We start from the raw sequence: 26934 nt of genomic DNA, 5'->3' as shown, positions 1-26934 counted from the left end.
ATGCGAAGCGAGCCGCTCTTGATCTGCTTTTGATCTTGATCTTAGGCGCCCCCCCAAATCAGTGTCGGATTACGGGCACACCGAGCCTAAGCGAGGTGCCGAGTGGTGGGGCAAGAGCATTTGGGTACTTTTGCGCTTTTCAAAAGTGAGCCGCTGTAAAAGCGGAACCAATATCAGCCGTTACCGCAGGAATGGATATGTACTCGGTATAACTGTGTCGGCTGTCAGGCCGCCATCGGGAGCAAGCCCCCTCCCACATTTAGATCCTGGGGTGTCAGGTAGAGATGCTTCGGCTGTCAGGCCGCCACGGGGGCAAGCCCCCTCCCACACTTGCAGACAATATCAGGCCAATTCGGCGCGCAGTTGGCGGGCGGCGGTGACCATGTGAATGAGCGCCGCCTCCGTCTCCGGCCAACCGCGGGTCTTCAAGCCGCAATCGGGGTTGACCCACAAACGCTCTGCCGGAATCCGCTTGGCGGCCTTGCGCAGCAAGTTAGCCATCTGCGATACATCCGGCACCCGTGGCGAGTGGATGTCATACACACCGGGGCCGATGTCGTTCGGGTAGTCAAAGGCTTCAAAGGCATCAAGCAACTCCATGTCCGAACGCGACGTTTCGATGGTAATCACGTCGGCATCCATCGCCGCGATCGACTCGATCACATCGTTGAACTCGCTGTAGCACATGTGAGTGTGGATCTGGGTTTCATCGCGCACACCGCAGGCGCACAGGCGGAACACTTCAGTAGCCCAGTCCAGGTAGTGTTGCCACTGCGCCTGGCGTAACGGCAACCCTTCGCGGAACGCGGCTTCGTCGATCTGCACGATCTTGATGCCGGCGGCTTCCAGGTCCACCACTTCGTCACGAATCGCCAGGGCCAGTTGCCGGGCCTGCACTTCGCGGCTCACATCTTCCCGCGGGAACGACCACATCAGCATCGTTACCGGGCCGGTCAACATGCCCTTCAATACCTTGTCGGTCAGCCCCTGGGCGTAGCGGATCCACTCCACGGTCATGGCTTTCGGGCGGCTCAGGTCACCGAAGATCACTGCCGGCTTCACGCAACGAGAACCGTAGCTCTGCACCCAGCCGAAACGAGTGAACGCGTAGCCATCCAGTTGTTCGGCGAAGTACTCGACCATGTCGTTACGCTCGGCCTCACCGTGCACCAGCACATCCAGGCCGAGGTTTTCCTGCACCTGGACAGCGTGCTTGATCTCGCTGTGCATGGCTTCGACGTATTCGGCTTCGCTCAACTTGCCAGCCTTGTACGACTGGCGCGCCAGGCGGATCGACGCGGTCTGCGGGAACGAACCGATGGTGGTGGTCGGCAACAGTGGCAGGTTCAGGCCGGCGCGCTGCTTCTCGATACGCTGGGCAAACGGCGATTGGCGCTGGCTGTCCTGCTCGGTGATGGCGGCGACGCGGGCTTGTACGGCAGGCTTGTGGATCCGTGTCGATGCCTGGCGAGCAACCTGTACGGCACGGCTTTCAGCCAGGGCGGCAAGTACAGCGGGTGCCTCGGGCTGGTCGACAGCCTGGGCCAGCAGCGCCACTTCTTCGCACTTTTGCACGGCAAAGGCCAGCCAGCTTTTCAACTCGGCATCCAACTTGTCTTCACGGCCCAGGTCGACCGGGCTGTGCAGTAACGAGCAGGACGGCGCGACCCACAGGCGATCGCCGAGCTTCTCATGGGCATGCTGCAACGTGGCCAGGGCCTTCTCCAGGTCGCAACGCCACACGTTGCGGCCATTGACCACGCCCAGGGACAACACCTTATAGGCCGGTAAGCGATCCAGGATGGTCGGGTACTGTTCCGGTGCTCTCACCAGATCGATGTGCAGGCCATCCACCGGCAAGTTGGCCGCCAGGCCGAGATTTTCTTCCAGGCCACCGAAGTAGGTAGCCACCAGTTTTTTCAGCGGGTCCCGCTGGATCAGGTTATAGGCACGCTCAAACGCGTTCTTCCAGTCCTGCGGCAAGTCGAGCACCAGGATCGGCTCATCAATCTGCACCCACTCAACGCCCAGGTCCGCCAGGCGCTGGAAGATCTGCCCGTACAGCGGCAGCAAGCGCTCAAGCAGATCAAGCTTGTCAAAAGCGTCGCCCTTGGCCTTGCCCAGCCACAGGTAGGTCAGTGGGCCAATGACGACAGGCTTGACGGTGTGGCCCAGGTCACGGGCTTCCTTGACCTCTTCGAACAGTTGATCCCAACCCAGGTGGAACTGCTGATCGGCGCTGAACTCCGGCACCAAATAGTGATAGTTGGTATCAAACCACTTGGTCATCTCCTGGGCGTGAGCACCGCCGCAGCAGTTGTCACTGACGCCGCGAGCCATGGCGAACAAGGTGTGCAACGTGGCGTGGCCATCGGCCGGGCGGAAACGCTCGGGGATCACGCCAAACATCAGCGAGTGAGTCAGCACCTGGTCGTACCAGGCGAAATCACCAGCAGGCAGCAGTTCAATACCAGCCTGTTTTTGCAGCGCCCAATGGGTCTTGCGCAGGTCACTGCCAACGGCGCGCAGGCCGGCTTCGTCGAGCTCGCCTTTCCAGAACGCTTCCTGCGCTTTTTTCAGTTCACGATCGCGTCCAATGCGCGGAAATCCGAGGGAATGAGCGACTGCCATGACGTAAAGCTCCAATGTCGATGTTTATGGCGCTCATTGTCGGCAGTCGGCAATAGTGAGACAAACTCATTTAATTCTAGATCATCACAAGATCCATTCATGTTCGTACGACTGCGCATTGCCCATAACCGCACTGGCAGTTATTACCGTCATCCTAACGAACGGTCACACTCGTTCCGTATGCTTAAACGCAAGCGCGCAATTTCCGCCCGCTAACCTTTCGATCTGCCCCAAGTGCGGGCACAATGCGTGTCCTTTTTTGGCAGGCACCGCCGCAGGCTCTCAAAAATGATCAAAACGCCGTACTACCTCATCGATAAACAGAAGCTTCTGGTCAACATGCAGAAGATTGCCTACGTGCGCGAGCAGTCCGGCGCCAAGGCTCTGCTGGCGCTCAAGTGTTTTGCCACTTGGTCGGTGTTCGACTTGATGCAGCAATACATGGACGGCACCACCTCGTCGTCGCTGTACGAGTTGAAGCTCGGTCGCCAGAAGTTCGAAGGTGAAGCCCACGCCTACAGCGTGGCCTGGGCCGACGATGAAATCGAAGAGATGCTCGAGAACTGCGACAAGATCATCTTCAACTCCATCAGCCAGCTGCAGCGCTTTGCCGAGCGCAGCGAAGGCAAGACCCGTGGCCTGCGCGTAAACCCGCAGGTGAGCAGCTCCGATTACCTGCTGGCCGACCCTGCGCGCCCGTTCAGTCGCCTGGGCGAGTGGGACCCGGTGAAGATCGATGCCGTGATCGATCAGATCTCCGGCTTCATGTTCCACAACAACTGCGAGAACGGCGACTTCAGCCTGTTCGACAAGATGCTCGGCACCATCGAGGAACGCTTCGGTGAGCTGCTGCACAAGGTCAAATGGGTCAGCCTCGGCGGCGGCATCCATTTCACCGGTGAAGGCTATGCGCTGGACGCGTTCTGCGCACGCTTGAAGGCGTTTTCCGAGAAGTACGGCGTGCAGGTGTACCTGGAACCCGGCGAAGCAGCGATCACTAATAGCGCCTCCCTGGAAGTCACCGTGCTCGACACCCTCTACAACGGCAAGAACCTCGCCGTAGTAGACAGCTCCATCGAAGCCCACCTGCTGGACCTGCTGATCTATCGCCTCAACGCCAAGCTGGCGCCGAGCGAGGGCGAACATACCTACATGGTGTGCGGCAAATCCTGCCTGGCCGGGGACATCTTCGGCGAGTATCAATTTGATCGTCCGCTGGCCATCGGCGATCGGCTGTCGTTCATCGACACCGCGGGCTACACCATGGTCAAGAAAAATTGGTTCAACGGCCTGAAAATGCCGTCCATCGTAGTGAAACAACTCGACGGTACAGTCGAGGTGGTTCGTGAATTTGGTTACGACGACTACCTGTCCAGCCTTTCCTAAGCTGGCGGATATAGGAGAAATAAAGCAATTGAAAAAGAACGTTCTTATCATTGGTGCAGGAGGTGTCGCCAAGGTGGTGGCCCACAAGTGCGCGCAGCACAACGACGAACTCGGTCGTATTGCTATCGCGTCGCGCAACATCTCCAAATGCCAGGCCATCATCGACAGCGTCAAGGCCAAGGGTAGCCTCAAGGTACCCGCCGATATCCAGGCCTTTGCGCTGAACGCCCTGGACGTGGAAGCGACCAAGGCCCTGATCCGCGAGACCGAGTCGCAGATCGTCATCAACGTAGGTTCCGCGTTCCTCAACATGTCGGTGCTGCGTGCCTGCATCGACACGGGCGTTGCCTACCTCGACACCGCCATCCACGAAGAGCCGGGCAAGGTCTGCGAGACCCCGCCGTGGTACGGCAACTACGAATGGAACCACCTGCAAGAGTGCAAACAGAAGAACATCACCGCCATCCTTGGCGTGGGCTTCGACCCGGGTGTCGTCAACGCGTACGCCGCGCTGGCGCAGCAACAGCATTTCGACCGCATTGATTCGATCGACATTCTCGACGTCAATGCCGGCTCCCATGGCAAATACTTCGCCACCAATTTCGATCCGGAAATCAACTTCCGCGAATTCACCGGGCAGGTGTGGAGCTGGCAGAACAGCCAGTGGACCAGCAACACCATGTTCGAAGTCAAACGTACCGACGACCTGCCGGTAGTCGGCTCGCAAAACCTCTACCTCACCGGCCACGATGAAGTGCACTCGCTGTCGAAAAACCTCGACGTGCCCAACGTGCGGTTCTGGATGAGCTTTGGCGAGCACTACATCAACGTGTTCACCGTGCTGAAAAACCTCGGCCTGCTCTCGGAAAAACCGGTCAAGACCGCCGAAGGCCTGGAAGTGGTGCCGTTGAAAGTGGTCAAGGCCGTGCTGCCCGACCCGTCATCGCTTGCCCCGGGCTACACCGGCAAGACCTGCATCGGCGACCTGGTCAAAGGCACCAAAGGCGGCCAGCCACGCGAGATGTTCATCTACAACGTGGCCTGCCATGAAGAAGCCTTTGCCGAGACCGACAGCCAGGGCATCTCCTACACCGCAGGCGTACCACCGGTAGCCGCAGCGCTGCTGGTTGCGCGTGGTGAATGGGATGTGAAGCACATGGCCAACGTCGAGGAACTGCCGGCTGAGCCGTTCCTGAAAGCGCTGGACGTGATGGGCTTACCGACTCGGATCAAGGACGAGAACGGTGATCGGGCTTGGGATGCGATTGCCTGAATAGGTGATTGCTGACTGACAAAAAATGCGCCCCCAGGGCGCATTTTTTGTTTGGGCAAGCACACCACAATCCACGCAAGATAATCGCCAATCCATCTAAGCAACTGTCAATTCTCACAGGTTAAGGGCCGCACAAATTCCACTAGTCTGACTCACTTATCCCCTCACCATGTGCGAAAGGAATCGTCATGAGTCCGCAAAAACAAACCAACGACCTCACGGTACATCTGGCCTGGCTGCTCTACAGCATTGCCTGCTATCTGATTTTCCTGACCGTGTTTTTATACCTTATAGGCTTCACTGGTAGCGTGCTGGTGCCCAAAGCCATTAACGATGGGCAACCTGTCAACTGGCCGCTTGCAGCGCTGAGTAACGGCCTGCTGATGATTCTGTTCGCTGCCCAGCATAGCCTCATGGCACGTAGAAGCTTCAAGAACACAATGACCACACTCATTCCCCCCGTGGCTGAACGTTCCACCTATGTGCTGCTCAGCAGCCTGGTGCTTGGGTTGATGTTCTGGCTGTGGCAACCCATTCCATACACCGTCTGGGAGGTTGAAGCGGCTTGGGCCAAGGCACTGTTGTCAGGTGTGTTCTGGCTGGGCTGGGGCATGGTGTTGCTGGCAACCTTCCTGATCAGTCACTTCGAGCTGTTCGGGTTAAAACAGGCCGTTGATCATTGGCGAAACACCCCACAAAAGGCGGCGATATTTAAAACTCCGCTGTTCTACCGTGTCGTGCGTCACCCGATGTACCTGGGATTTTTGATCGCTTTCTGGGCAACCCCGCATATGACGGCAGGCCATCTGTTGTTTGCGCTGGGGATGTCGGTTTATTTGTTCGTGGGTGCCCGTTTCGAAGAAAGGGATCTGGTGCAGCTGTTTGGTGAGCGGTATCGACGCTACAGGCGTGAGGTGGGCATGATTGTGCCGCGCCTCAAAAAGCCACGTCGCTAGATTCCTGCAGGAGCGAGTTTGCTCGCGAAGATCGTCAAGGATGACGCAGGCAGCCTGGATGAACGCTGGGCATCTGCCGGATGCTGAAGGCGCGCAGTTGCTGGTAGACAAAGTCTTGGTGAAGCCTGCCCCGCCGCATAAAGCCAGGCCGTACACCACTCCCCAGAACACTGAAGATGCAAATGTGGGAGGGGGCTTGCTCCCGATAGCGGTGCGTCAGTCAATTAATTTATATCTGACACACGGCTATCGGGAGCAAGCCCCCTCCCACATTGTGTTTTTATAGCGCCTGTTGATCAGCGTTCCACTCGCCCCTAGAACACCGACCACCCAATCCGCTCACTCAACAATTCCAACGCCTTCATCCCCGCCAGCGAGTTCCCTGCCGCGTTCAACTCCGGCGACCACACGCACACCGTAAACTGCCCCGGTACCACCGCGACGATCCCCCCGCCTACCCCGCTCTTGCCCGGCAACCCAACGCGATAGGCAAAATTGCCCGCCTCGTCATACAGCCCGCTGGTGGCCATGATCGAGTTGACCTGCTTGGTCTGGCGCGCTGTCAAAATCTGCTCGCCACTGTGGGCACTCACGCCTTCATTGGCCAAGAAACTGAAGGCCCGGGCCAAGTCCAGGCAGCTCATCTGCAGCGCGCAATAGTTGAAGTAGCTGTGCAGCACCGCGTCCACATCGTTATGGAAGTTGCCGAAGGATTTCATCAGGTAGGCCATGGCCGCATTGCGCGCACCGTGCTGGGCTTCGGATTCGGCGACCACGCTATTGACCAGGATCTGCGGGTTACCCGACAGGCGCCGTACAAAGTCGCGCATCGACAAGATCGGCACCGCAAAGCGCGATTGGTTGATGTCGCAGATCACCAGAGCGCCGGCATTGATAAACGGATTGCGCGGGCGGCCGCGTTCGAATTCCAGTTGCACCATGGAGTTGAACGGCTGCCCCGAAGGTTCGTGGCCAAGGCGTTCCCAGATGCTCTCGCCGCCGTGATCGATGGCCTGCACCAGGCTGAAAACCTTGGAGATACTTTGCACCGAGAACAGGGTGTCGGCGTCACCGGCGCAATAAGCTGCGCCGTCATTACCGTATACCGCGATACCGAGTTGGTGGGCGGGCACGTCGGCCAGCGCGGGGATGTAGTCAGCCACTTTGCCGAGGCCGATCAGGGGGCGCACTTCGTCGAGAATCGACTCGAGCAGCGCCTGCATATCTTGTCCTGTCATCTTTGTTTGAATCAGTGAAAAACCAGGCGCGCAGGATACGTCAATGGGCGCGGAAGCCCCACACAATCTCTACCACCCGCTCGGCAACCACCACGTACACCAGGATCAATAACAGTTGTAGCGCCAGGTGATAGCGCAACTTGGCCAGCCTTCGAATGCCGTCACTGACGTTCAGCAACATCAACAGCGTCGAGAGGATAATCAGCCCCCCACCGGCGACGTTGGAGGCGAAAACCCCGATAAACAACTCCTGTTGCCCCACCAGCGTATTGGTCCCCGCTGCGAACAACAGCGCGCACACCAGCAGGTTCTTTACGTTGTCGAAGATCTGTGTGCTCAGGTCGTTGTCCAGCAACGCCAGATATCGCGTCCATAACGTGCGCATACTTGAGTACCGATTGGGAGGGCTCGTCACTCAAGGTAGTTCATTTGCAGGCGCTGTCGAGCCAAGGCGAGGCATTAGAAATGCGCCACGTCCGAGAACAGTTTTTTAGAGGCCTTATCTATAAACGCTCTCCATTTGAGATCAAAGCCAAAAAGCAGCTTCTATAATAATTAATCATAATTATTCTTTAATTTTATAATTAGGTTAGAACCAATCGGCATTTTACAGATTCGCCCGTGAGCCCTACTTTCATGCGACGGACCGACCCCCTGCCCGGTGGAGGCTTGTTTACCGACCTCGACAAGGACCTGACCATGAGCATCGAATTCATCGGCTATATCGGCGGCCATCACGCCTCGGAAATCCACCCGCGCAGCGGCCCGACTCTGCAACCGGACTACGTTGAAAGCGTCGCCCGTGCCCACGAAACGGCGGGGTTCGACCGCGCCCTGGTGGCATTCCATTCCAACAGCCCGGACAGCACGTTGATCGCGGCCCATGCGGCCAGCGTCACCACCCGACTGCAATTTCTTATCGCCCACCGCCCGGGCTTTGCCCAGCCCACCCTGGCTGCCCGCCAGTTCGCCACGCTGGATGTGTTCAACGGAGGGCGTACCGCCGTGCACATCATCACCGGTGGCGATGACAACGAACTGCGTGCCGATGGCAGTCATATCGGCAAGGATGAACGCTATGCGCGCACCGACGAGTACCTGAGCGTGGTGCGCCAGGAATGGACCAGCGAGCATCCCTTCGACTTCACCGGCACGTACTACCAAGTGCAAGGCGCGCACTCCACGGTGAAGTCGCCGCAACAACCGCATATTCCACTGTACTTTGGCGGTTCCTCAGCTGCTGCGATCGCAGTGGCCGGCAAGCACGCGGATGTGTATGCGCTGTGGGGGGAGACCTATGAACAGGTACGCGAAGTGGTGACCCAGGTGCGGGCAGAAGCGGCCAGGCATGGGCGTACGATTCGCTTCAGTTTGTCTCTACGGCCGATCCTCGCCGAGACCGAGGAACTGGCGTGGCAACGTGCCGAGCAGATTCTGCAGCAGGCCACAGCACTGGCCGAGCAGCATGGCTTTGTGCGCCGTGAACCGCCGAATGAAGGCTCGCGGCGGTTGCTGGCGGCGGCGGCACAGGGGTCGCGGCTGGATAAGCGTTTGTGGACCGGGATCGCCGGGTTGCTCGGGGCGCAGGGCAACTCCACTTCGTTGGTGGGCACCGCAGAACAAGTTGCAGAGGCACTGTTGGATTACTACGACCTGGGAATTACCACTTTCCTGATTCGCGGGTTTGATCCGCTCAATGATGCGATCGACTATGGCAAGAAGTTGATTCCCCTCACCCGCCAGTTGGTCGCAGAGAGGGAACAGGCCCAGCAAGTGGCTTAAGAACAATGTGGGGGGGGGGCTTGCTCCCTCCCACATTTGATTTGCTGCGCACTCAGGATCAGTTCTTGTAGTCAGTATCAGTGCGCTCCAACTGGCGTACCAGCGCATTCCAATGCCGTGCCACGCCCGGCCCTTCCCCATTGCTGAACACCTTGGCCTGCTGCTCGACCTTGGCTACCACCTCTGCGGGCGGGAAAACCAACTCGGCATTCCCCGACGCCTGCGCAGCAATCTGGATATTGCACGCGCGCTCCAGGCCTTGCAGTTGCTGAAAGGCGTGCTCGACGCTGACACCCGCCGTCAACAAGCCATGGTTACGCAGGATCATCACGCTCTTGTCGCCCAAATCCGCGACCAGCCGCTCGCGCTCGTCCAGGTCCAGGGCCACGCCTTCATAGCCGTGGTAGGCCACGCGCCCCGAGAACGCAATGGCGTGCTGGGAGATCGGCAGCAGGCCGCCTTTCTGCGCTGACACGGCAATGCCGTCGCGGGTATGGGTGTGCAGCACCGCTTGCAAATCGTGACGCGCGCCGTGAATGGCGCTGTGGATCACATAACCGGCGTAGTTGATGCCAAGGCCCGTAGGATCATCGACGAGAGTGCCGTCCAGATCGACCTTAACCAGGTTGGACGCAGTGATTTCATCGAACAACAGCCCAAAGGCGTTAATCAGGAAATGCTCATCGGGCCCCGGCACACGGGCCGAGAAATGGGTATAGATATGGTCGGTCCACTTGTACAGGGCCGCCAGGCGATAGGCGGCGGCCAGTTTGACACGCACCTCCCATTCCTCTGGCGTAACACGTTGGCGGACAGTATTGGAAACACTCGATAGCGAGGTGACGCTGCTCATGACAAAACTTCCTGGATGGCCTTAAAAACGTCAGGCCAGCCTAGGGGAAGCAAAAAAATAATAAAAAGCACATTTTAATCTAAGCTAATTATTATTTTTTTTCATATCACGCCACTTCGCGAACCTTATGCAAAGAAGCCGCCACCCATTGCCCGAACGCATCCACCGGCCCTTGCAGGTTGCCGAGAAAGTGCGGATAGATCAGCCACAAATCCATCACCGGTTTGAAATCCTTGAGCGGCATCACTGCCAGGTGCTCGCGCTGAGCGCTGCGTTCCAGCAACGGACGTGGCACCAGGCCAAGGCCCAGCCCATCCGCCACCAGCCCCAGTTGCAACTCGGTGCCGAAAGTTTCCAGGTTGACCCGCAGCGCCAGGCCCTGGTCCGACAAGGTGCGTTGCAACCCGGCACGGAAGCCGCAACCATCCGGGTTGAGGATCCAGCCGTTCTGGTACACGTCCGCCAACTTGCACGGCTTCTTCGGCAACTGCGCTTTGGCACAGACCACCACCAGCTCCATCTTGCCGATGGACTCGCCGACAATGTTGTCCGGGAAAATCTTGCCCGCCGGGAACAACGCCACCGCCGCATCCAGTTCGCCGCGTTCGATCTTGCCGACCAATTGGCTGCCCCAGCCGGTGGCAACCTGGGCGCGCAGGTCGGCGTATTCAGTGCGCAGGTGCTTGAGCGCATCCAGCAACACCACATCGCCAATGGTTTGCGGGACGCCCAGGCGTAACACGCCGGTGGGCGGTGCATCGGTGGCCACCAGTTCGCGCAGGGCATCCATCTCACGCAAGATCAGCCGGCATTGTTCATAGACGCGGGTGCCGATCAGCGTCGGCTTGAGGGGTTTGGTGTTGCGGTCGAACAGCTCCACCCCCAGCGCCTGCTCAAAGTTCTGCACACGGCGGGTAATAGCCGGCTGGGTCAGTTGCAACGACTCGGCGGCATGGCTGATGGACTGGCAACGAATCACTTCGACAAAGGCATCGATATCGTCAATTTTCATTTGGGCCGCACATAGAGATCAGTCATTAAGATGTGCGTGAAGCATAGTTGTCGCACACCGCTCTGGATAGCCCACCTTGGGATCGATAACGTCTAACGCTATTCACGGCGGTTCTAAATTACCTGTGGCTATAAGCTAATCATTAAAAAATAGCATATTAACTATAAACATTATGCTTATATAAACCCATCACAACAACACGATGGAATGGTCATGCCCCAGGCCCGACACCCCGAGAGACTCAGAGCCTTCATAGGCGCCCTGGCGGAATTGATCGACGCCAACCCACGTGAAGGCGACCTGCTGCACCGCGGCGGCAAGCTGCTGGCGCAACTGGTCAGCCATGATGACTGGCTCCCCGACGAGTTCGCCCAGCCCGATCCCGAGCGCTATCAGCAATTTTTGCTGCATGCCGATTCGCGCCAGCGTTTCAGCCTGGTCAGTTTTGTGTGGGGGCCAGGGCAAAGCACGCCGATTCATGACCATCGGGTGTGGGGGCTGATCGGCATATTGCGGGGCGCTGAGTTTTCCCAGGGCTTTGCTCGTGCGCCCGACGGCAGCCTGGTGGCGCAAGGCTCACCCGTCCAGCTGCTGCCGGGCCAGGTCGAGGCGGTATCGCCCAAGATCGGCGATATCCATCAGGTCAGCAATGCCCACCGCGATCAGGTGTCCATCAGCATCCATGTATACGGCGCTAATATCGGTGCGGTACGCCGTGCTGTGTACCAGCCCGACGGCAGCGAAAAATTGTTTATCTCCGGTTATTCCAACGCCACGCTCCCGAACATCTGGGACCTGTCCAAAGAAAAGAGCCCTGCCCTATGACCACCGTATCGACCCGCAGCTTTGCCCAGATTCGTCAGGCCCTGCTGGACCGTGAGGAGCTGGCGTTGATCGACGTGCGTGAAGAGGCGCCGTTTGCCGAGTCCCACCCGTTGTTCGCCGCCAATATCCCGCTGTCCAAGCTGGAACTGGAGGTGTACGCACGCATTCCACGCCGCGATACCCAGGTCACCCTGTATGACAACGGTGAAGGGCTGGCCAGCCGCGCTGCCGAACGTCTACTTGAGCTGGGCTACACCCAGGTCAGCCTGCTTGAGGGGGGACTGGACGGGTGGCGCCGCGCGGGTGGCGAGCTGTTTATCGACGTCAACGTGCCGAGCAAAGCCTTTGGCGAGCTGGTGGAAAGCCAGCGCCACACGCCATCCCTGGCCGCCGAAGAAGTCCAGGCCCTGCTCGACAGCCAGGCCGATGTGGTGGTGCTCGATGCCCGCCGTTTCGACGAATACCAGACCATGAGTATTCCAACCGGTATCAGCGTGCCGGGTGCCGAGCTGGTCTTGCGCGCCCGCGAACTGGCGCCAGACCCGGCCACGCGCATTATCGTCAACTGCGCCGGGCGCACCCGCAGCATTATTGGTACCCAGTCGTTGATCAATGCCGGCCTTCCCAACCCGGTCGCGGCGCTACGCAACGGCACCATCGGCTGGACCCTGGCCGGGCAAACACTTGCCCACAGCCAAGCCCGCCGCTTCGCGCCAACGCCAGAGGAACATCGCCAACCCGCCGCCGAGGCTGCACGCCGCGTTGCCGACAAGGCCCGTGTCGGCCGCGCCACCCTTGACGATCTACACCACTGGCAGCAGGACACGACGCGCACCACCTACCTGTTCGATGTGCGCACCCCGGAAGAATTCGAAGCCGGGCACCTGCCCGGGGCACGCGCCACACCCGGCGGGCAACTGGTGCAGGAGACCGATCATGTCGCCAGCGTCCGCGGTGCGCGCCTGGTGCTGGTCGATGATGACGGCGTGCGTGCCAATATGTCCGCCTCCTGGCTGGCTCAGTTGGGTTGGCAAGTGCACGTGCTGGATGATCTGCAAGCCGAGCACTTCAGCGAACGCGGCGGGTGGGTCGCGCCAGTGCCTGCGCCACCCCAGGCCGAACTGATCAGCCCGCACACCCTCGCCGACTGGCTGGGCCATGGTGACACCGTGGTGCTGGACTTCACCGCGAGCGCCAATTACGTCAAACGCCATATCCCCGGTGCCTGGTGGGTGCTGCGTGCGCAACTGCCCCAGGCCCTGGCCAAGGTGCCGCGTGCCCAGCGCTACGTATTGACCTGCGGCAGCAGCCAATTGGCACGCCTGGCGGTGGCCGAGGTGCAAGCGCTGACCGGCCAGCAGGTGTTCGTGTTGCAGGACGGCACTGCCGCCTGGATCGCCGCGCAACTGCCCCTGGAGGAAGGCGAAACCCACCTCGCCTCACCGCGTATCGACCGCTACCGTCGCCCCTACGAAGGCACCGACAACCCACGGGAAGCCATGCAGGCTTACCTGGATTGGGAGTTCGGCCTGGTCGAGCAACTGGCCCGCGACGGCACCCATGGTTTCTACGTGATCTGACCTGCTGCTGCATCGTTTTCGCCTATCCGACCCCTTCTCCAGGTGGAGGTATCCCCCTTATCCAACGCCTGGAGTGTGTCCCATGCTGTACGCCATCCCTTTCAAACACCTGCTACTGGGCGCCGCCCTGGCCCTCGGCCTGCTGTCCAGCGTACAGGCTGCCGACCTGCAACCGCTGCGCGTGGCCAACCAGAAATCCACGATCAAGGCGCTGCTGGAAGCCTCTGGCGAAACCCGCAACGTGCCCTACGAAATCAAGTGGTCGGAATTCCCCTCGGCCTCGCCCTTGGGCGAAGCGCTGAATGCCGGCGCCGTTGATGTCGGCGCCCTCGGTGACGCTCCTTATGTGTTCGCCCTGGGCGCCGGCGCATCGCTCAAAGTGATCAGCATCATCCATGCACAAGCGCGTAACACCACCGCGCTGCTGGTGCCCAAGGACTCGCCGATCAAGACCGCGGCCGATCTCAAAGGCAAAAAAATCGTCACCGGGCGCGGCTCCATCGGGCATTACCTGGCGATCAGGGCCCTGAACGATGCGGGCCTGAGCACTCAGGATGTGCAGTTCATATTCCTGCTGCCTGCCGAATCGCGGCTGGTGCTGGACAACGGCACTGCAGACGCCTGGGCCACCTGGGACCCGTACACCACCGTGGTCACCTCACAGAGCAACGCTCGCGTGCTGGTCAGCGGTAAACACGTGCTGAGCAATCACCTGTACTTCGCTGCGACCGGCCAGGCCATTGCCGACAAGCGCGCGCAACTGGACGACTTTGTCGCACGGGTTGACCGCGCCTACGCTTGGGCCAACGCCCACCCCGATGAGTATGCCGCCGCCCAGGCCAGGATCACCGGCTTGCCGCTGGCCGTGCATATCGAAGTGGCCAAGGACACTCACCTGTCGCCGGTCGCGATTGACGACGCGGTGATCAGCGGCCTGCAAGCCACCGCCGACACGTATGTAAAAGAGGGGCTGCTGCCCAATCGCATCGATGTCTCCCAAGGCTTCGACCCAAGCTTTAACGCCAAGCGTGCCACCCTCGACCAGGCCTCGCGCTAAAGAGGGATGCAGTGCGAGCCCCGCTCAAGGCTAGACACCCTCCCACACTTGACCGAGTACATGCTGATGACTCACTCGTCTCTACGCGCTGTAGACGTCGTCGATTTCGACACCACGCTCACCCGCCTCAGCGCCGAACTGGCCGGGACCGCTCATGCCTATGACAAAAGCGGCGCCTTCCCCCACGCCAACTTCAACCTGTTGCACCAACACGGCCTGGTCGCCCTCACCGTCCCCAGCGCCCTCGGCGGCGGCGGTGCCAGCCTGGCACAGGCGCGCAAGGCCATCAGCGCCGTCGCCAAGGGCGAGCCCTCCACGGCGCTGATCCTGGTGATGCAGTACCTGCAACACGCCCGCCTGCAAGACAGCAAAACCTGGCCCCGGCACCTGCGCGTACGCGTCGCCGAGGACGCGGTGCGCAACGGTGCGCTGATCAATGCCCTGCGCGTCGAGCCGGACCTGGGCACACCGGCCCGTGGCGGTTTACCCGCCACCACCGCCGTGCGCACCGTTGACGGCTGGCGTATCAGCGGGCGCAAACTCTACTCCACCGGCAGCCATGGTTTGAGCTGGTTCAGCGTATGGGCGCGCAGCGACGACGCAGACCCGCTGGTGGGCGCCTGGCTGGTGGCCAAGGACAGCCCCGGCGTGAGCATCATCGACACCTGGGATCACCTGGGTATGCGCGCCACTTGCAGCCACGAGGTGGTGCTCGACAACGTACTGGTGCCACTGGACCACGCCGTCAGCGTCAGCCCCTTTAGCGCGCCGCAGCCGGAGCTGGATGGCGAAGGCTTGCTGTGGATGTCGGTGCTGCTGTCGTCGGTTTACGACGCGGTGGCCCAGGCGGCGCGGGACTGGTTGGTGAATTGGCTGCAAGAGCGCAAGCCATCCAACCTGGGTGCTGCGCTGTCCACTTTGCCGCGCTTTCAGGAAACCGTCGGCCATATCGACACCTTGCTGTTCGCCAATCGCAGCCTGCTTGAGGCTGCCGCTCAAGGCCACACGCCGACCGCCAACGCCGCACAATTGAAATACCTGGTGACCGGTAACGCGATCCGCGCCGTCGAGCTGGCCATCGAAGCCTCGGGCAACCCAGGCTTGTCACGCCATAGCCCACTGCAACGGCATTACCGCGATGTGCTGTGCAGCCGCGTGCATACCCCACAAAACGACGCCGTGCTGCAAGGTGTCGGCAGAGCCGTGTTTACCCAACACCAGAAGGAGCGCCCATGAGCCACGTGATAATTGCCAGCCAGTTGGACGAAGACTTCAACCAGGTCATTCGCGAACGACTGGCGCCGCTGCACCCCCAAGCTCAGGTGATCGGTGTGCCGGTGGGTGCGCCGAACGACCTGCCACCCCAGGCCAATATCCTGCTGTTGCGCCCGATCAATGTGCGCGGCTATATCGCCCCCGACACGCCCCCACCGGGCTGGCCCTACGGCGCGCAATGGGTGCACCTGGTGTCATCGGGCATCGACTTCTACCCGCAGTGGCTGTTCAACGGCCCGCCTGTGAGCACGTCCAGGGGCAGCGCGGCCGACAACCTGGCCGAATTCGCCCTGGCAGCAATCTTTGCCGCCGCCAAACACCTGCCGGACATCTGGGTGAAAGACTCGCAGTGGAATTTCACCGCCCTGCGCCCGCTCAAAGGTACCACCCTGGGTATCTTGGGCTTTGGGGCGATTGGCGAAAGCCTGGCGCAAAAAGCCCTGGGCCTTGGCCTCAAGGTGATCGCGCTGCGTCAGAGCCAGGCTCCGTTCAGCGCCGGCGTGGAGGCCGCCACTGACATCCACGACCTGTTCGCCCGCGCCGACCACCTGGTGGTGGCGGCACCACTGACCGAGGCAACGCGGCACGTTATCAACCGTGACGTACTGGGCAGCGCCAAGCCGGGGCTGCACCTGATCAACATCGCACGCGGTGGCTTGCTGGATCAGGAGGCGCTGCTGGAGGCGCTGGATAACGGGCAGATCGGGCTGGCATCGCTCGACGTGACCGAGCCGGAGCCGTTGCCGGACGGGCATCCGCTGTATACCCATCCCAGGGTGCGGTTGTCGCCGCATACGTCGGCGATCTCTACCAACAGCAAGGAGGAGATTGCGGATACGTTCCTGGCGAATCTGGAGCGGTATGTGGCGGGCCTTGAATTAACCAACGTTGCAAACGCCTGACGCTATTCAAATTACAGGAGCTGGCTTGCCTGCTCCCACACTTATCAGCAGCCGCCAGCCAGGCGTTCACGCAGGAACTCGACCAACGCCTGTACCGGCCGTGAACTCTGCCGGTGCTGGGGGTACACCGCCGACAACGTCAGGGCTTCGGGCGCGAACTCGTTCAATACGCTGACCAGGCGACCATCCTTCAATGCCTCGCCGACTATGAACGTCGGCAGGTAGGTAACCCCCAGCCCGGCAATGGCGGTGTCACGCAGCAAATCGCCGTTGTTGACCCGCATGCGCCCGCTCACATTCAGCGCTTGCAGCTTGCCCTTGAAACGCCATTGCACCTGGCGGCCGTGACCGTAAGGCAGGCAGTCGTGGTCGGCAAGGTCGTCAGGTTTTTGCGGCGTGCCGCGCAAAGCCAGGTAATCGGGGCTGGCGCAATACACCCTCGGGATGCTGGCGATACGGCGGGCGATCAAGGTGGAGTCTTCCAGGGTGCCGATCCGCAGCACCAAGTCGTAGCCTTCGCCGATCAGGTCTACCGGGCGGTCGCTGAGATCAACCTCCACCGACACGTCGGGATAGCGCTGCAGGAACAGCGGCAGCAGGCAACCCAAGTGCGCCATGGCAAACGAAAGCGGCGCACTGAGGCGAATCGTGCCGCGCGGTTCGCTGTTCTGCCCGGCAATGCCCTGCTCCACCTGCTCGACATCACTGAGCAGGCGCAAGGCGGATTCGTAGTAACTCTGGCCCAGTGGCGTGACATCCAGGCGCCGCGTGGAGCGATTGAGCAGGCGCACGCCCAGGCGTTCTTCCAGCTGGATCAGGCGGCGGCTGACAAATTGCTTGGACAGGCCCAGTTGCTCGGCGGCGGCGGTGAAACTGCCGGACTCCATGACCTGACAGAACAGGCGCATGTCTTCGAAGGGGTTCATTGTCGCTACTCGGTGGACGATGGGCTGTTTTATAGCGGGTTAAGAGGCACACCACAAACCTGATGTGGGAGGGGGCTTGCTCCCGATAGCGGTGGGTCAGTCAATTAATCCATATCTGACTCACCGCTATCGGGAGCAAGCCCCCTCCCACAGGGATTACCTACAAGTTTCGAGAACCGGTTATTTGGCAGTAAACGCCGAGTAGCTGTTCATCAGGTTGCGGTAGTTGGGGATGCGCGGCGACAGCAGGTTGGCCAGGCCTTCCATGTCGTTGCGCCAGTCCACTTGCAGCTCGCAGGCCACCGAGAACCAGTTCACCAGTTGCGCACCCGCGGCGGTCATACGTGCCCAGGCAGCTTGTTGCACGGTCTCGTTGAAGGTGCCGGAGGCGTCAGTGACCACAAACACCTCGAAGCCTTCGGCCAGGGCGCACAGGGTCGGGAAGGCAACGCACACATCCGTCACCACACCAGCAATGATGATCTGCTTACGGCCGGTGGCCTTGACGGCCTTGACGAACTCTTCATTGTCCCAGGCGTTGATCTGGCCAGGGCGAGCGATGTACGGCGCGTCCGGGAACAGTGCCTTGAGTTCCGGAACCAGTGGGCCGTTGGGGCCGCTTTCAAAGCTGGTGGTCAGGATGGTCGGCAGGTTGAAGAACTTGGCTACGTCGGCCAGGGCCAACACGTTGTTCTTGAACTCGTTGGGGGAAAAATCCTGCACCAGGGAGATCAGACCGGTTTGGTGATCGACCAGCAGTACAACGGCGTCATCTTTGTTCAAGCGCTTGTAAGTCATGGGTTAACTCCTTCGATTTGCTGATTAAAAGGCAAAGCACGAGCAGCCGAACGCGCCCCAGAAACCCTGGAAGTCGCTGACCGGCACGCTGGAAAGACGGGCTTTTTCATGGCTGTGGGCGTGTACGCCGCACGGGCCGCTGCACTGATGTACCTGCGCCTGCATCGGCGAAGTCGGGCGCCAGTGCCCTGGCACCTTGGCCACCGGCGACCAGTCCGGCAGCACCGGCACGCGCGGCGGGGCGTAATCTTCGAAGTCGCCAGCGCCGTAGACGACCTTGCCGCCGACCACGGTGAGTACCGACTCGATCCACTTGATGGCTTCTTCATCGACACTGAAGAAGTCCGCCGACAACGCGGCCACGTCCGCCAACTGGCCGACCTTGATCTGGCCTTTCTTGCCCTGCTCGGACGAGAACCAGGCGCTGCCGTGGGTAAACAATTCCAGCGCGGTAAGGCGCGGCAAGCCCTCGGCGTGCAGCTCCAGACCGCCGACCGTGCGGCCGCTGACCATCCAGTACAACGAGGTCCAGGGGTTATAGCTGGAGACCCGCGTGGCATCGGTGCCCGCCCCTACCGGCACGCCTTCGGCCAACATGCGTTTGATCGGTGGCGTGGCTTCGGCGGCCTTGGCGCCATAGCGCTCGACAAAGTACTCACCCTGGAACGCCATGCGATCCTGGATCGCAATACCACCGCCGAGGGCGCGCACCCGTTCGATGTTTTTCGGGGTGATGGTTTCGGCATGGTCGAAGAACCACGGCAGGCCATTGAACGGAATGTCACGGTTGACCTTCTCGAACACGTCGAGCATACGCGAGATGGATTCGTCGTAAGTGGCGTGCAGGCGGAACGGCCAGCGCTGTTCCACCAGGTGGCGCACCACCGGTTCCAACTCCTGTTCCATGGTCAGCGGCAGGTCCGGACGTGGTTCGAGGAAGTCTTCGAAGTCCGCAGCGGAGAACACCAGCATCTCCCCGGCACCGTTGTGGCGCAGGTAGTCGTCACCCTGATGCAGGGTGACGCTGCCGGTCCAGTTCTTGAAGTCGCTGAGTTCTTCCTTGGGCTTTTGGGTGAACAGGTTGTAGGCGATGCGCACCGTCAACTGCTGGTCCTTGGCCAGTTGCTCGATCACCGCGTAATCGTCCGGGTAGTTCTGGAAACCACCGCCGGCATCGATAGCGCTGGTCAGGCCCAGGCGATTGAGTTCGCGCATGAATTGGCGGGTGGAGTTGACCTGGTATTCCAGCGGCAGTTTCGGGCCTTTGGCCAAGGTCGAATACAAAATCATCGCGTTGGGCCGCGCCACCAGCATCCCGGTGGGGTTGCCGTTGCTGTCACGTACGATCTCGCCGCCCGGTGGGTTCGGCGTATCCTTGGTGTAGCCGGCCACGCGCAGCGCCGCACGGTTGAGCAAGGCGCGGTCGTACAGGTGCAGCACGAACACCGGCGTATCCGGCGCGGCCTGGTTGAGTTCTTCCAGGGTGGGCATGCGTTTTTCGGCGAACTGGAATTCGTTCCAGCCGCCGACCACGCGTACCCATTGCGGTGTGGGCGTGCGGTCGGCCTGGTCCTTGAGCATGCGCAAGGCATCGGCCAGGGACGGCACACCCTCCCAGCGCAGTTCAAGGTTGTAGTTCAGCCCGCCGCGGATCAGGTGCAGGTGCGAGTCGTTGAGGCCGGGGATGACGGTGCGGCCCTTGAGGTCGATCACCTGGGTGCCGTTGCCGCGCAGGGCCATGGCCTCGCCGTCAGTACCGACAGCGACGAAGCGCCCGTCGCGAATGGCGACGGCGCTGGCGCGTGGGTTTTCCCGGTCCACGGTGTGGAACTGGCCATTGAACAGAATCAGATCGGCGTTCATAGGGTTTCCTTTACAGAGGCTTCAAGCCAGGGAGCGAACAAGCGGGTGGCTGCCGGCATCAGCAGGTACACCACCAACAGCACGATGGTGAGGGTGACCAAAAAGGTCGAGACCACGTAGTTGGACAAAAACGGATGCAGCCGCAGGATCGGCCCCCAGATAAAGGGCAGCAGCAAGGTTTGCGGCAGGATCACAAGCAGGCTGACCACCGCCTGCTTCCAGCGCGGCGGCTTGGCGGCGCCGTCGGCCTGAGGGGCGAACCAGAACTCATTGGCGCCGCCGATTTCAGTCTGATCGCCGTCAGCCAGCATCGGCGCGGCTTCGTCGATCAGGGCCTGGCGTTGTGGGGAGTCGAGCCACAGTTCCAGGGCATCGGTGGAGCTATAGCGCAATACGCAGGTGAACAGGGCCGTGCCGTTTTGCTGGCTGCGCACCACGTCGACGCCCAGGTGGCCGGGGCGTTCGCCAGCGATACGCACGATGCGGCGTAGCCAGGCTTCGTACTCTGTTTCACGGCCGGGCTTGACCCGGTGCTTGACGACCAGCGTGACGACTTCGTCAGAGCTGGTTTTAGGTGTTGGGTCCATGATTGGGTGACTCCCCCGCAGGATTGAGCAATGGGAGGAGTTTGCCGGGCCGGGGGTACTGGGAATTGGATGTATGTGCTGTCTGGGTTTCTGTGGGAGGAGATCACCGACAGTCACTTGGCAGTCAGCTCGCCGCCATATGCTCGGCAATCCGCCCGCGTAGCCAGCGCTCCGCCGGGTCATTGTCATGCACCCCGCTCCAGACCATCGACAGCTCCGCCGCATCAATCGCAAACGGCGGATCCTCGGCCCGCAAGCGGGTGCCTTCGGTCAACGCGCACGCTGCGTAGTCCGGCACGGTCGCGATGATCTGTGTACCCGCCAGCAACGCGCGCAACCCGCTGAACTGCGGCACCGCCAGCACCACCCGCCGCGAGCGACCGATGCGCGCCAGGTCCAAATCGATATTGCCGCTCAAGTCCCCTGAAAACGACACCATTGCATGGGGCCTGGCGCAGTAGTCATCCAGACTCAGCGGCGCCTCACCGTCATCCCCGCGCAACACCTTGCAGGGAATATCCCGCAGTTTCTTACGTTTGGCATTGGCCGGCAGTTCGGTGGTGTAGCTCACCCCGACCGAAATTTCGCCGCTGGCCAGCAGCGATGACATCAACAGGTAATTGGCCCGGCGCACCACCACGATGATGCCCGGGGCCTCCTCGCGCAATTGGCTGAGCAACGCGGGAAACAGCCCGAACTCGGCGTCATCAGACAGGCCAATGCGAAACACCGCGCAACTGGTGGAAGGGTCGAAATCCTTGGCGCGGCTGACGGCGCCGGAGATGGTGTCCATGGCCGGTTGCAGCTCCTTGAGTATTGCCACCGCACGTGGCGTGGGCTCCATGCCGCGACCGTTGCGCAGCAACAACGGGTCGTCGAACAAATCGCGCAGACGGCCCAGCGCCGCGCTGACCGCCGGTTGGCCCATGAAGAGCTTCTCGGCAACCCGGGTCAGGTTTTTTTCGAACATCAGGGCCTCGAAAATCACCAGCAGGTTCATATCGACGCGACGCAGGTCGTTGCGGTTCATGGCGGTATCCAGACAATTTGCAGAGGGCAAGCAAAGCATGCCCCGCACGCCTGCGATTGCATAGCCGTGCTGTCTTTTATGCGACGGCACCTGGCGAAATTAACAACGATTAACTCGTCAGCCAGGCGGCCCGGCAACAAGATAAGCCGCGTCTACACTGCATCCATTCACGGGAACGCTCCCATCGACTGCGGATATTTGTCATGGCCCGACTTGAGCAATATGCCCCTCGTTTGTCCGCCACCGGTGGCCTGTGCCCCCGGCGCGAGCGCATCGCCAAGCAATTGATCCTCGCCAATCTCGGCGAAAGCCTGGCCATCGCCGACCTGGCCCAGGCCTGCGCCTTGTCGCGCAGCCATTTCTCCCGCGCCTTCAAATGCACCACCGGGGTGTCGCCCCAGGAATGGATTCGCCAGCAGCGGATTCTGCGGGCCAAGGAATTGATCACCGGTTCGTCCTTGAGCCTCACGCAAATCAGCCTGGAATGCGGATTCTGCGACCAGGCGCACTTCTGCCATATGTTCACGCGTAGCGAAGGCGTGAACCCGATGACCTGGCGAAATCACCACTCGCGCTCCAAGCCTGCCGTGATCGCCGCCTAGTGGTCGTGACGCAGCTGGAATATGCTGGCCCAACCCCTACTCCATAACCTGGGCAACCATGACAGACCTGAGCGACCAGGCCGTGCACTTCGGCCCCTACTGCATCCACCCGCGCCAGCGCCTGGTGCTGGAGGCCGGTCGCCCGTTGCGCCTGGGGCGGCGGGCGGTGGATATCCTGCTGATCCTGCTGGAGCAAGCCGGCAATGTGGTGAGCAAGCAGGAGCTGATCGCGCGGGTCTGGCCCACAAGCGTGGTGGAAGACGGCAACCTGCGGGTACACATGGCGGCGTTGCGCAAGGCGCTGGGTGACGGCCAGGCCGGGCAGCGCTATATCGTCACAGTCGCCCAGCGCGGCTACAGCTTTGTTGCGCCACTGAGCATCGAACCGATGACGCTACCCACTGACGGCGCCCCCCAGCGCCCGCGCCATAACCTGCCGCTGCGACGCACGCGAATGATCGGCCGCCAGGCCCTGATCGACGCGCTGGTGCAGCAACTGCCGCAGCAACGCTTCATCACCCTGACCGGCGCCGGTGGCATCGGCAAGACCACCGTGGCCCTGCGTGTCGCCGAATTGCTGATCGGGCATTACCGCGATGGGATTCATCTGCTGGACCTGGCACCGCTGAGCGCCGCATCGATGATCCTGCCCAATCTCGCCGCCCTGCTCGGCCTCACTCCCGGCGAAAATGCGCCACTGGTCAGCTTCGCCCGCAGCCTGCAGGCGCGCCAGATGCTGCTGGTGATCGATAATTGCGAACACCTGCTCGACGACATTGCCCTGATCAGCGAAACCCTGTTGCGCCATGCGCCGCACCTGCACATTCTCAGCACCAGCCGCGAAGCCCTGCGCGCCGAGGGTGAACATGTACAACGCCTCGAACCGCTGGCCTGCCCGCCCGCCACCGGCAACCGTGCCCAGGCCCTGGGTTACCCGGCCATGCAGTTGCTGATCGAGCGGGCGATGTCTCATCAGGACAGCTTTGCCCTCAGCGAAGCCGAACTGCCGTTGGCAATCGATATTTGTCAGCGCCTGGACGGCATTCCCCTGGCGATCGAACTGGTCGCCGCGCAGATCGAACGCTTTGGCTTGCAGGGGCTGCTGGTGCAGATGGAGGACAACTTCCGTCTGCTGACCCGCGGGCGACGCAGTGCCCTGCCCCGCCAGCAAACCCTGCGAGCTACGCTCGACTGGAGTTTTGACCTGCTCACCGAATGCGAAAAAATCTGCCTGCGCCGGCTCGCGGTGTTTCGCGGTGGTTTCAGCCTGGTCAGCGCGGCGGCGGTGATCGCCGGGGAAAACATTGCCCCGGCCCAGGTGCTGGGCTCCATCACGCAACTGGTGGCCAAGTCGCTGTTGAACGTGGAAGCCAGCGATGACGAGATGGTTTATCGCCTGCTGGATATTACCCGCACCTATGCCCTGGAAAAGCTCAGCCAGGCCGGCGAGCTGCACGCCACTCGCGAACGCCACGCCGCCAGGTGCCTGGCGCTGATGGAACAGGCGCAAGGCGACTGGGAACTGATCGCCACGCAGCCCTGGCTCGACCGTTACGCACCGCTGCGCGAGGACGTGCGCGCCGCACTCGACTGGGGCTTTACCGAGGAAAACGAGCACCTGTTGGCCATTCGCCTGACGGTCAGTGCGATGCCGCTGTGGCAGGAGCTGTCGTTACTGCGCGAGCATGGCGGTTATGTGCACAAGGCGCTGGCGCTGATTGATCAGGTCAAGACCCCTTGCACCCAATTGACCCTGCAATTGCAGTTGGCTTTGGGCAGTCTTTCGTACCATGCCTTGGGCCCCGCGCCCCAGACCGTCGCAGCCTTCGTGGGTGCCGCACGCCTGGCCGAAATGAATCAGGACCTGGCCGGCCAGTTGCGTGCGGTCTCAGGCCATATGGCCGTGAACCTGTGTGCCGGACGCTATGCCGAGGCGCTGGAGCAAAGCGTACAGTTCGAGCGCCTCGACCCGCGCACCGAACCGCTGCTGGGCCTCAGCGTCCAACGCTTGCGCGCGCTGGGCCAGCACTACATGGGCAATCAGCCGCTTGCTCGTCACCATGCCGAGCAGGTGCTGCAGCGCATGACCCACAGTGGCCACGTGAACCGCTTCGCCCATGGCGTGGGCGTGCAGTACGACCAAAACGTCGCGTCCCTGACCATCTTGGCGAGAATTCTGTGGCTGCAAGGCTTTCCCGAGCGCGCCTGGCGCACCGCCAGCCAGGCGCTGGAGCTGGCGCTGCAGATCAATCACGGCACATCGATTTGCTACACCCTGGCGTTGGCCAGCGTGGTAATCGCCCGCTACAACGGCGCCGAAGACGACGCACACGCGTTGCAAACGCTGCTGCTGGAGCAATCCCACAAGCATTCAGTGCAACTGTTCCAGACCTGGGCCGGGCATTACGCCGGCATCCTGGGTGACAACCATTTGCAGGGTCTGGGACTGATCGAGGATACCTTGATCACACTCGGCTCCCGTGAAGCCGACGCGGCCGCCATCGAAAGGGCACACAGTGGCGCTGCCGGCTGGTGCGCCGCGGAAATCCTGCGGGTGCGCGCCGAACAGTTGGCGCGTCAAGGTGATATGCGCGTCGCTGAAGCCCTCTTGCTCCAGGCCCTTGGCCTGGCGCGCCAGCAAGGCGCGCTCGCCTGGGAGCTGCGATGTGCGCACTCCCTGGCGCAACTGTGGCAACAGCAAGGGCGCAGCCTGGCTGCCAGGAACCTGCTGAGCCCGATCCACGCGCAATTTACCGAAGGCTTCGCCACCCAGGACTTAATGCGCGTGCGCGGCCTGCTCGACCAGTTGCAAGACAAACGGCCGGCCTGAACACACATCCAGGCTGTCTCCATAACCTTGCTGCAACCGCTGCACCTGGTCCGGATCACGCAATTGCGCCAAAGCATAGCTGCGCACGCAGTTGAGCAACCGGTAGCGCCGCGGGCCAAGCCCAGGCTCGATGACCAGCAGCGAGGTATTGACCAGACGCGCCAACAGATAGGACAGGTCGGCGTGCTCAAGCTCGGTACCGCGTACCATCTCACTCAACGTGGGCAAGCTCACCGCCATCTTGAACAAGCCCAACTGCAAGAACAGCCAGCACTGCGGCAGGCTCAGACGCTCGTAGCTCCAATCCAGGGCAGCGGTGATTGAGCGATGGTGCTCTACCGCTGTGCGGCGACCGCGCGTCAGCCCCTGCAGGCCGCTGCGCAACTGCTGCTGCACTGCGCCGATGCCCAGCGCATCGACCTGGGCGGCCGCCAGTTCGAGGGCCAATGGGATACCGTCCAGGCGTCGACAAATATCGCGCAACGGCGCCAGGTCCTGCGGCCGCAATACAAAATCCTGCTGGCTGGCGCGGGCGCGGGCGACAAACAGCTGCACTGCGGGCCACGCCATGGCCTGCTCGATACTGCGGCACACCGACAGTGAAGGCAGTGCCAGCGCAGGTACACGCAACACCCACTCGCCGGGCGCCAGCAAGGGTTCGCGGCTGCTGATCAGGATACTCACCTCGGGCGCTCTTTCGCGCAGTGTGCGCACCAGCTTTCGACAGGCGCCGAGCAACAGGTCGGCACCGTCGAGCACCAGTAGCAGTTGGCGCGAGGCCAACTGGCGAGACACCTCATCGAGGCTGTCAGTGGGCTTGAACTGCATGACCGTGGCAACGCTGGCAAGCAGTTCGCCAAGGGTTTGCATCTGGGTCAGGTCGAGCCACCACACCCCGTCGCGATAGCGCGACAACACGCGTTCGGCCAGGACCAGGGCCAGCGTACTTTTGCCGACGCCGGCCACACCGGTGAGGGTCAGCAAGCGTTGCCCGGACAAGCGCCGCGCCAGCAGGCTCACCAGCTCTTCGCGACCGAACACCGGGCTGAGCCGGGCAGCCAGGTTATGCGCGGCCGGCAGCGTCGGCACAGTGGCTTGCACGGGGCCAATGAAGCAATAACCACGCTGGGGGTGATTGAGGATCAGGCGTCGTCCGTCCAGCGCCCGGCGCAACGCGGCAATATGCACGCGCAGGTTATTGTCTTCGACGACGCTGTTGGGCCAGACCCGTTCGATCAAGGTGGCCTTGCTGATGAACTGCCCCGGCGCTTCCAGCAGTACCGTAAGAATATCCAACGCACGCCCGCCCAACGGCACCGGCCAGCCAGACTTGCTGACCAGGCGCTGTTGCCGATGAAAGGTGTAGGGGCCGAAGCTCAGCGTCGCAGAATCTTGCATGTCCGTAACTGCGCTGAAACACCCGTGCTTGAGTGCCTGCGCATCCTTTTCCATGGGCTCGGCCCTATCTTGCCAGCTAGCGATGACAGGACAATGCTGGCACGGGGAGCGATACGGACAATCGAGTGCC

The 26934-nt window shown here is 61.4% G+C and carries 22 protein-coding genes; 11 read left to right on the top strand and 11 right to left on the bottom strand.

Annotated elements, in window-relative coordinates:
• Positions 1 to 342: 342 nt before the first annotated feature.
• Positions 343 to 2631, bottom strand: a complete 2289-nt coding sequence (metE, locus tag E4O97_RS07820) for a 5-methyltetrahydropteroyltriglutamate--homocysteine S-methyltransferase (protein ID WP_248161091.1) — start codon at positions 2629 to 2631, stop codon at positions 343 to 345.
• Positions 2632 to 2919: 288 nt separating this feature from the next.
• Here metE and E4O97_RS07815 point away from each other — a divergent pair, with 288 nt between their 5' ends.
• The 3 genes from E4O97_RS07815 to mddA all read left to right on the top strand — a co-directional run bounded on the left by E4O97_RS07815 (position 2920) and on the right by mddA (position 6246).
• The gene (locus tag E4O97_RS07815; protein WP_103734394.1) at positions 2920 to 4017 is read left to right on the top strand and encodes a carboxynorspermidine decarboxylase; all 1098 of its coding nucleotides are present in this window, start codon (positions 2920 to 2922) and stop codon (positions 4015 to 4017) included.
• Positions 4018 to 4045: 28 nt separating this feature from the next.
• Positions 4046 to 5290, top strand: coding sequence for a saccharopine dehydrogenase family protein (locus tag E4O97_RS07810; protein ID WP_248161089.1), 1245 nt, complete (start codon positions 4046 to 4048; stop codon positions 5288 to 5290).
• 188 nt (positions 5291 to 5478) lie between these two features.
• Positions 5479 to 6246 carry a methanethiol S-methyltransferase gene (mddA, locus tag E4O97_RS07805; protein ID WP_078821123.1) on the top strand — a complete coding sequence of 256 codons (768 nt, stop codon included), beginning with the start codon at positions 5479 to 5481 and terminating at the stop codon, positions 6244 to 6246.
• A 314-nt stretch (positions 6247 to 6560) separates the two neighbouring features.
• On the opposite strand, the gene glsB is transcribed toward mddA, so the two are convergent.
• Complete coding sequence (gene glsB / locus E4O97_RS07800) at positions 6561 to 7469, bottom strand: glutaminase B (RefSeq protein ID WP_122733519.1); 909 nt, start codon at positions 7467 to 7469, stop codon at positions 6561 to 6563.
• A gap of 55 nt (positions 7470 to 7524) precedes the next feature.
• On the bottom strand, positions 7525 to 7869 hold the full coding sequence (locus tag E4O97_RS07795; RefSeq protein ID WP_078821121.1) for a hypothetical protein: 345 nt from the start codon (positions 7867 to 7869) through the stop codon (positions 7525 to 7527).
• A 314-nt stretch (positions 7870 to 8183) separates the two neighbouring features.
• Here E4O97_RS07795 and E4O97_RS07790 point away from each other — a divergent pair, with 314 nt between their 5' ends.
• Positions 8184 to 9266, top strand: a complete 1083-nt coding sequence (locus tag E4O97_RS07790; protein ID WP_032880982.1) for an LLM class flavin-dependent oxidoreductase — start codon at positions 8184 to 8186, stop codon at positions 9264 to 9266.
• A 58-nt stretch (positions 9267 to 9324) separates the two neighbouring features.
• On the opposite strand, the gene E4O97_RS07785 is transcribed toward E4O97_RS07790, so the two are convergent.
• On the bottom strand, positions 9325 to 10119 hold the full coding sequence (locus E4O97_RS07785) for a class II aldolase/adducin family protein (protein ID WP_248161088.1): 795 nt from the start codon (positions 10117 to 10119) through the stop codon (positions 9325 to 9327).
• 106 nt (positions 10120 to 10225) lie between these two features.
• Positions 10226 to 11131, bottom strand: a complete 906-nt coding sequence (locus E4O97_RS07780) for a LysR family transcriptional regulator (protein ID WP_078821120.1) — start codon at positions 11129 to 11131, stop codon at positions 10226 to 10228.
• A 213-nt stretch (positions 11132 to 11344) separates the two neighbouring features.
• Between E4O97_RS07780 and E4O97_RS07775 the strand changes: the two genes are divergently transcribed.
• The 5 genes from E4O97_RS07775 to E4O97_RS07755 all read left to right on the top strand — a co-directional run bounded on the left by E4O97_RS07775 (position 11345) and on the right by E4O97_RS07755 (position 16770).
• The gene (locus tag E4O97_RS07775) at positions 11345 to 11956 is read left to right on the top strand and encodes a cysteine dioxygenase (protein ID WP_248161087.1); all 612 of its coding nucleotides are present in this window, start codon (positions 11345 to 11347) and stop codon (positions 11954 to 11956) included.
• Positions 11953 to 13536: a rhodanese-related sulfurtransferase gene (locus E4O97_RS07770; protein WP_078821118.1), complete on the top strand. Its 1584-nt coding sequence runs from the start codon at positions 11953 to 11955 to the stop codon at positions 13534 to 13536. Before E4O97_RS07775 ends, E4O97_RS07770 begins: the two co-directional genes overlap by 4 nt.
• 82 nt (positions 13537 to 13618) lie before the next feature.
• Entirely contained in the window at positions 13619 to 14593 is a 975-nt protein-coding gene (locus E4O97_RS07765) for an ABC transporter substrate-binding protein (RefSeq protein ID WP_248161086.1), read from the top strand.
• A 66-nt stretch (positions 14594 to 14659) separates the two neighbouring features.
• Positions 14660 to 15829 carry an acyl-CoA dehydrogenase family protein gene (locus E4O97_RS07760; protein WP_248161085.1) on the top strand — a complete coding sequence of 390 codons (1170 nt, stop codon included), beginning with the start codon at positions 14660 to 14662 and terminating at the stop codon, positions 15827 to 15829.
• Positions 15826 to 16770 (top strand): D-isomer specific 2-hydroxyacid dehydrogenase family protein, encoded by a 945-nt coding sequence (locus tag E4O97_RS07755; RefSeq protein ID WP_032876254.1) that lies wholly within the window; start codon positions 15826 to 15828, stop codon positions 16768 to 16770. The genes E4O97_RS07760 and E4O97_RS07755 overlap by 4 nt, the downstream gene beginning before the upstream one ends.
• A gap of 44 nt (positions 16771 to 16814) precedes the next feature.
• Here the strand turns inward: E4O97_RS07755 and E4O97_RS07750 are convergent, their stop codons facing one another.
• From E4O97_RS07750 to E4O97_RS07730, 5 genes are all read right to left on the bottom strand, one after another.
• Positions 16815 to 17696, bottom strand: a complete 882-nt coding sequence (locus E4O97_RS07750) for a LysR family transcriptional regulator (RefSeq protein WP_248161084.1) — start codon at positions 17694 to 17696, stop codon at positions 16815 to 16817.
• Positions 17697 to 17876: 180 nt separating this feature from the next.
• On the bottom strand, positions 17877 to 18494 hold the full coding sequence (gene ycaC / locus E4O97_RS07745) for an isochorismate family cysteine hydrolase YcaC (RefSeq protein ID WP_005787666.1): 618 nt from the start codon (positions 18492 to 18494) through the stop codon (positions 17877 to 17879).
• Positions 18495 to 18518: 24 nt separating this feature from the next.
• Positions 18519 to 20357, bottom strand: coding sequence for an amidohydrolase (locus E4O97_RS07740; RefSeq protein WP_032876260.1), 1839 nt, complete (start codon positions 20355 to 20357; stop codon positions 18519 to 18521).
• The gene (locus E4O97_RS07735) at positions 20354 to 20944 is read right to left on the bottom strand and encodes an antibiotic biosynthesis monooxygenase (RefSeq protein WP_032876263.1); all 591 of its coding nucleotides are present in this window, start codon (positions 20942 to 20944) and stop codon (positions 20354 to 20356) included. The genes E4O97_RS07740 and E4O97_RS07735 overlap by 4 nt, the downstream gene beginning before the upstream one ends.
• A 124-nt stretch (positions 20945 to 21068) precedes the next feature.
• Positions 21069 to 21974: a LysR family transcriptional regulator gene (locus tag E4O97_RS07730; RefSeq protein ID WP_032876265.1), complete on the bottom strand. Its 906-nt coding sequence runs from the start codon at positions 21972 to 21974 to the stop codon at positions 21069 to 21071.
• A 203-nt stretch (positions 21975 to 22177) separates the two neighbouring features.
• Between E4O97_RS07730 and E4O97_RS07725 the strand changes: the two genes are divergently transcribed.
• Positions 22178 to 22576, top strand: coding sequence for an AraC family transcriptional regulator (locus E4O97_RS07725; protein WP_005787660.1), 399 nt, complete (start codon positions 22178 to 22180; stop codon positions 22574 to 22576).
• Positions 22577 to 22634: 58 nt separating this feature from the next.
• A complete protein-coding gene (locus E4O97_RS07720) occupies positions 22635 to 25406 on the top strand; it encodes a winged helix-turn-helix domain-containing protein (RefSeq protein ID WP_248161083.1) in 2772 nt (923 codons plus the stop codon).
• On the opposite strand, the gene E4O97_RS07715 is transcribed toward E4O97_RS07720, so the two are convergent.
• Entirely contained in the window at positions 25353 to 26858 is a 1506-nt protein-coding gene (locus E4O97_RS07715; RefSeq protein WP_248136472.1) for a winged helix-turn-helix domain-containing protein, read from the bottom strand. The two genes, E4O97_RS07720 and E4O97_RS07715, sit on opposite strands and share 54 nt — an antisense overlap.
• Between the last annotated feature and the right edge of the window lie 76 nt (positions 26859 to 26934).

It is taken from the genome of Pseudomonas sp. W15Feb34, assembly GCF_023127765.1.
Taxonomy (GTDB): Bacteria; Pseudomonadota; Gammaproteobacteria; order Pseudomonadales; family Pseudomonadaceae; genus Aquipseudomonas; species Aquipseudomonas synxantha_A.
The sequence above is the reverse complement of the archived record's forward strand: the minus strand, read 5'-3'. Positions and strand labels throughout refer to the sequence as shown.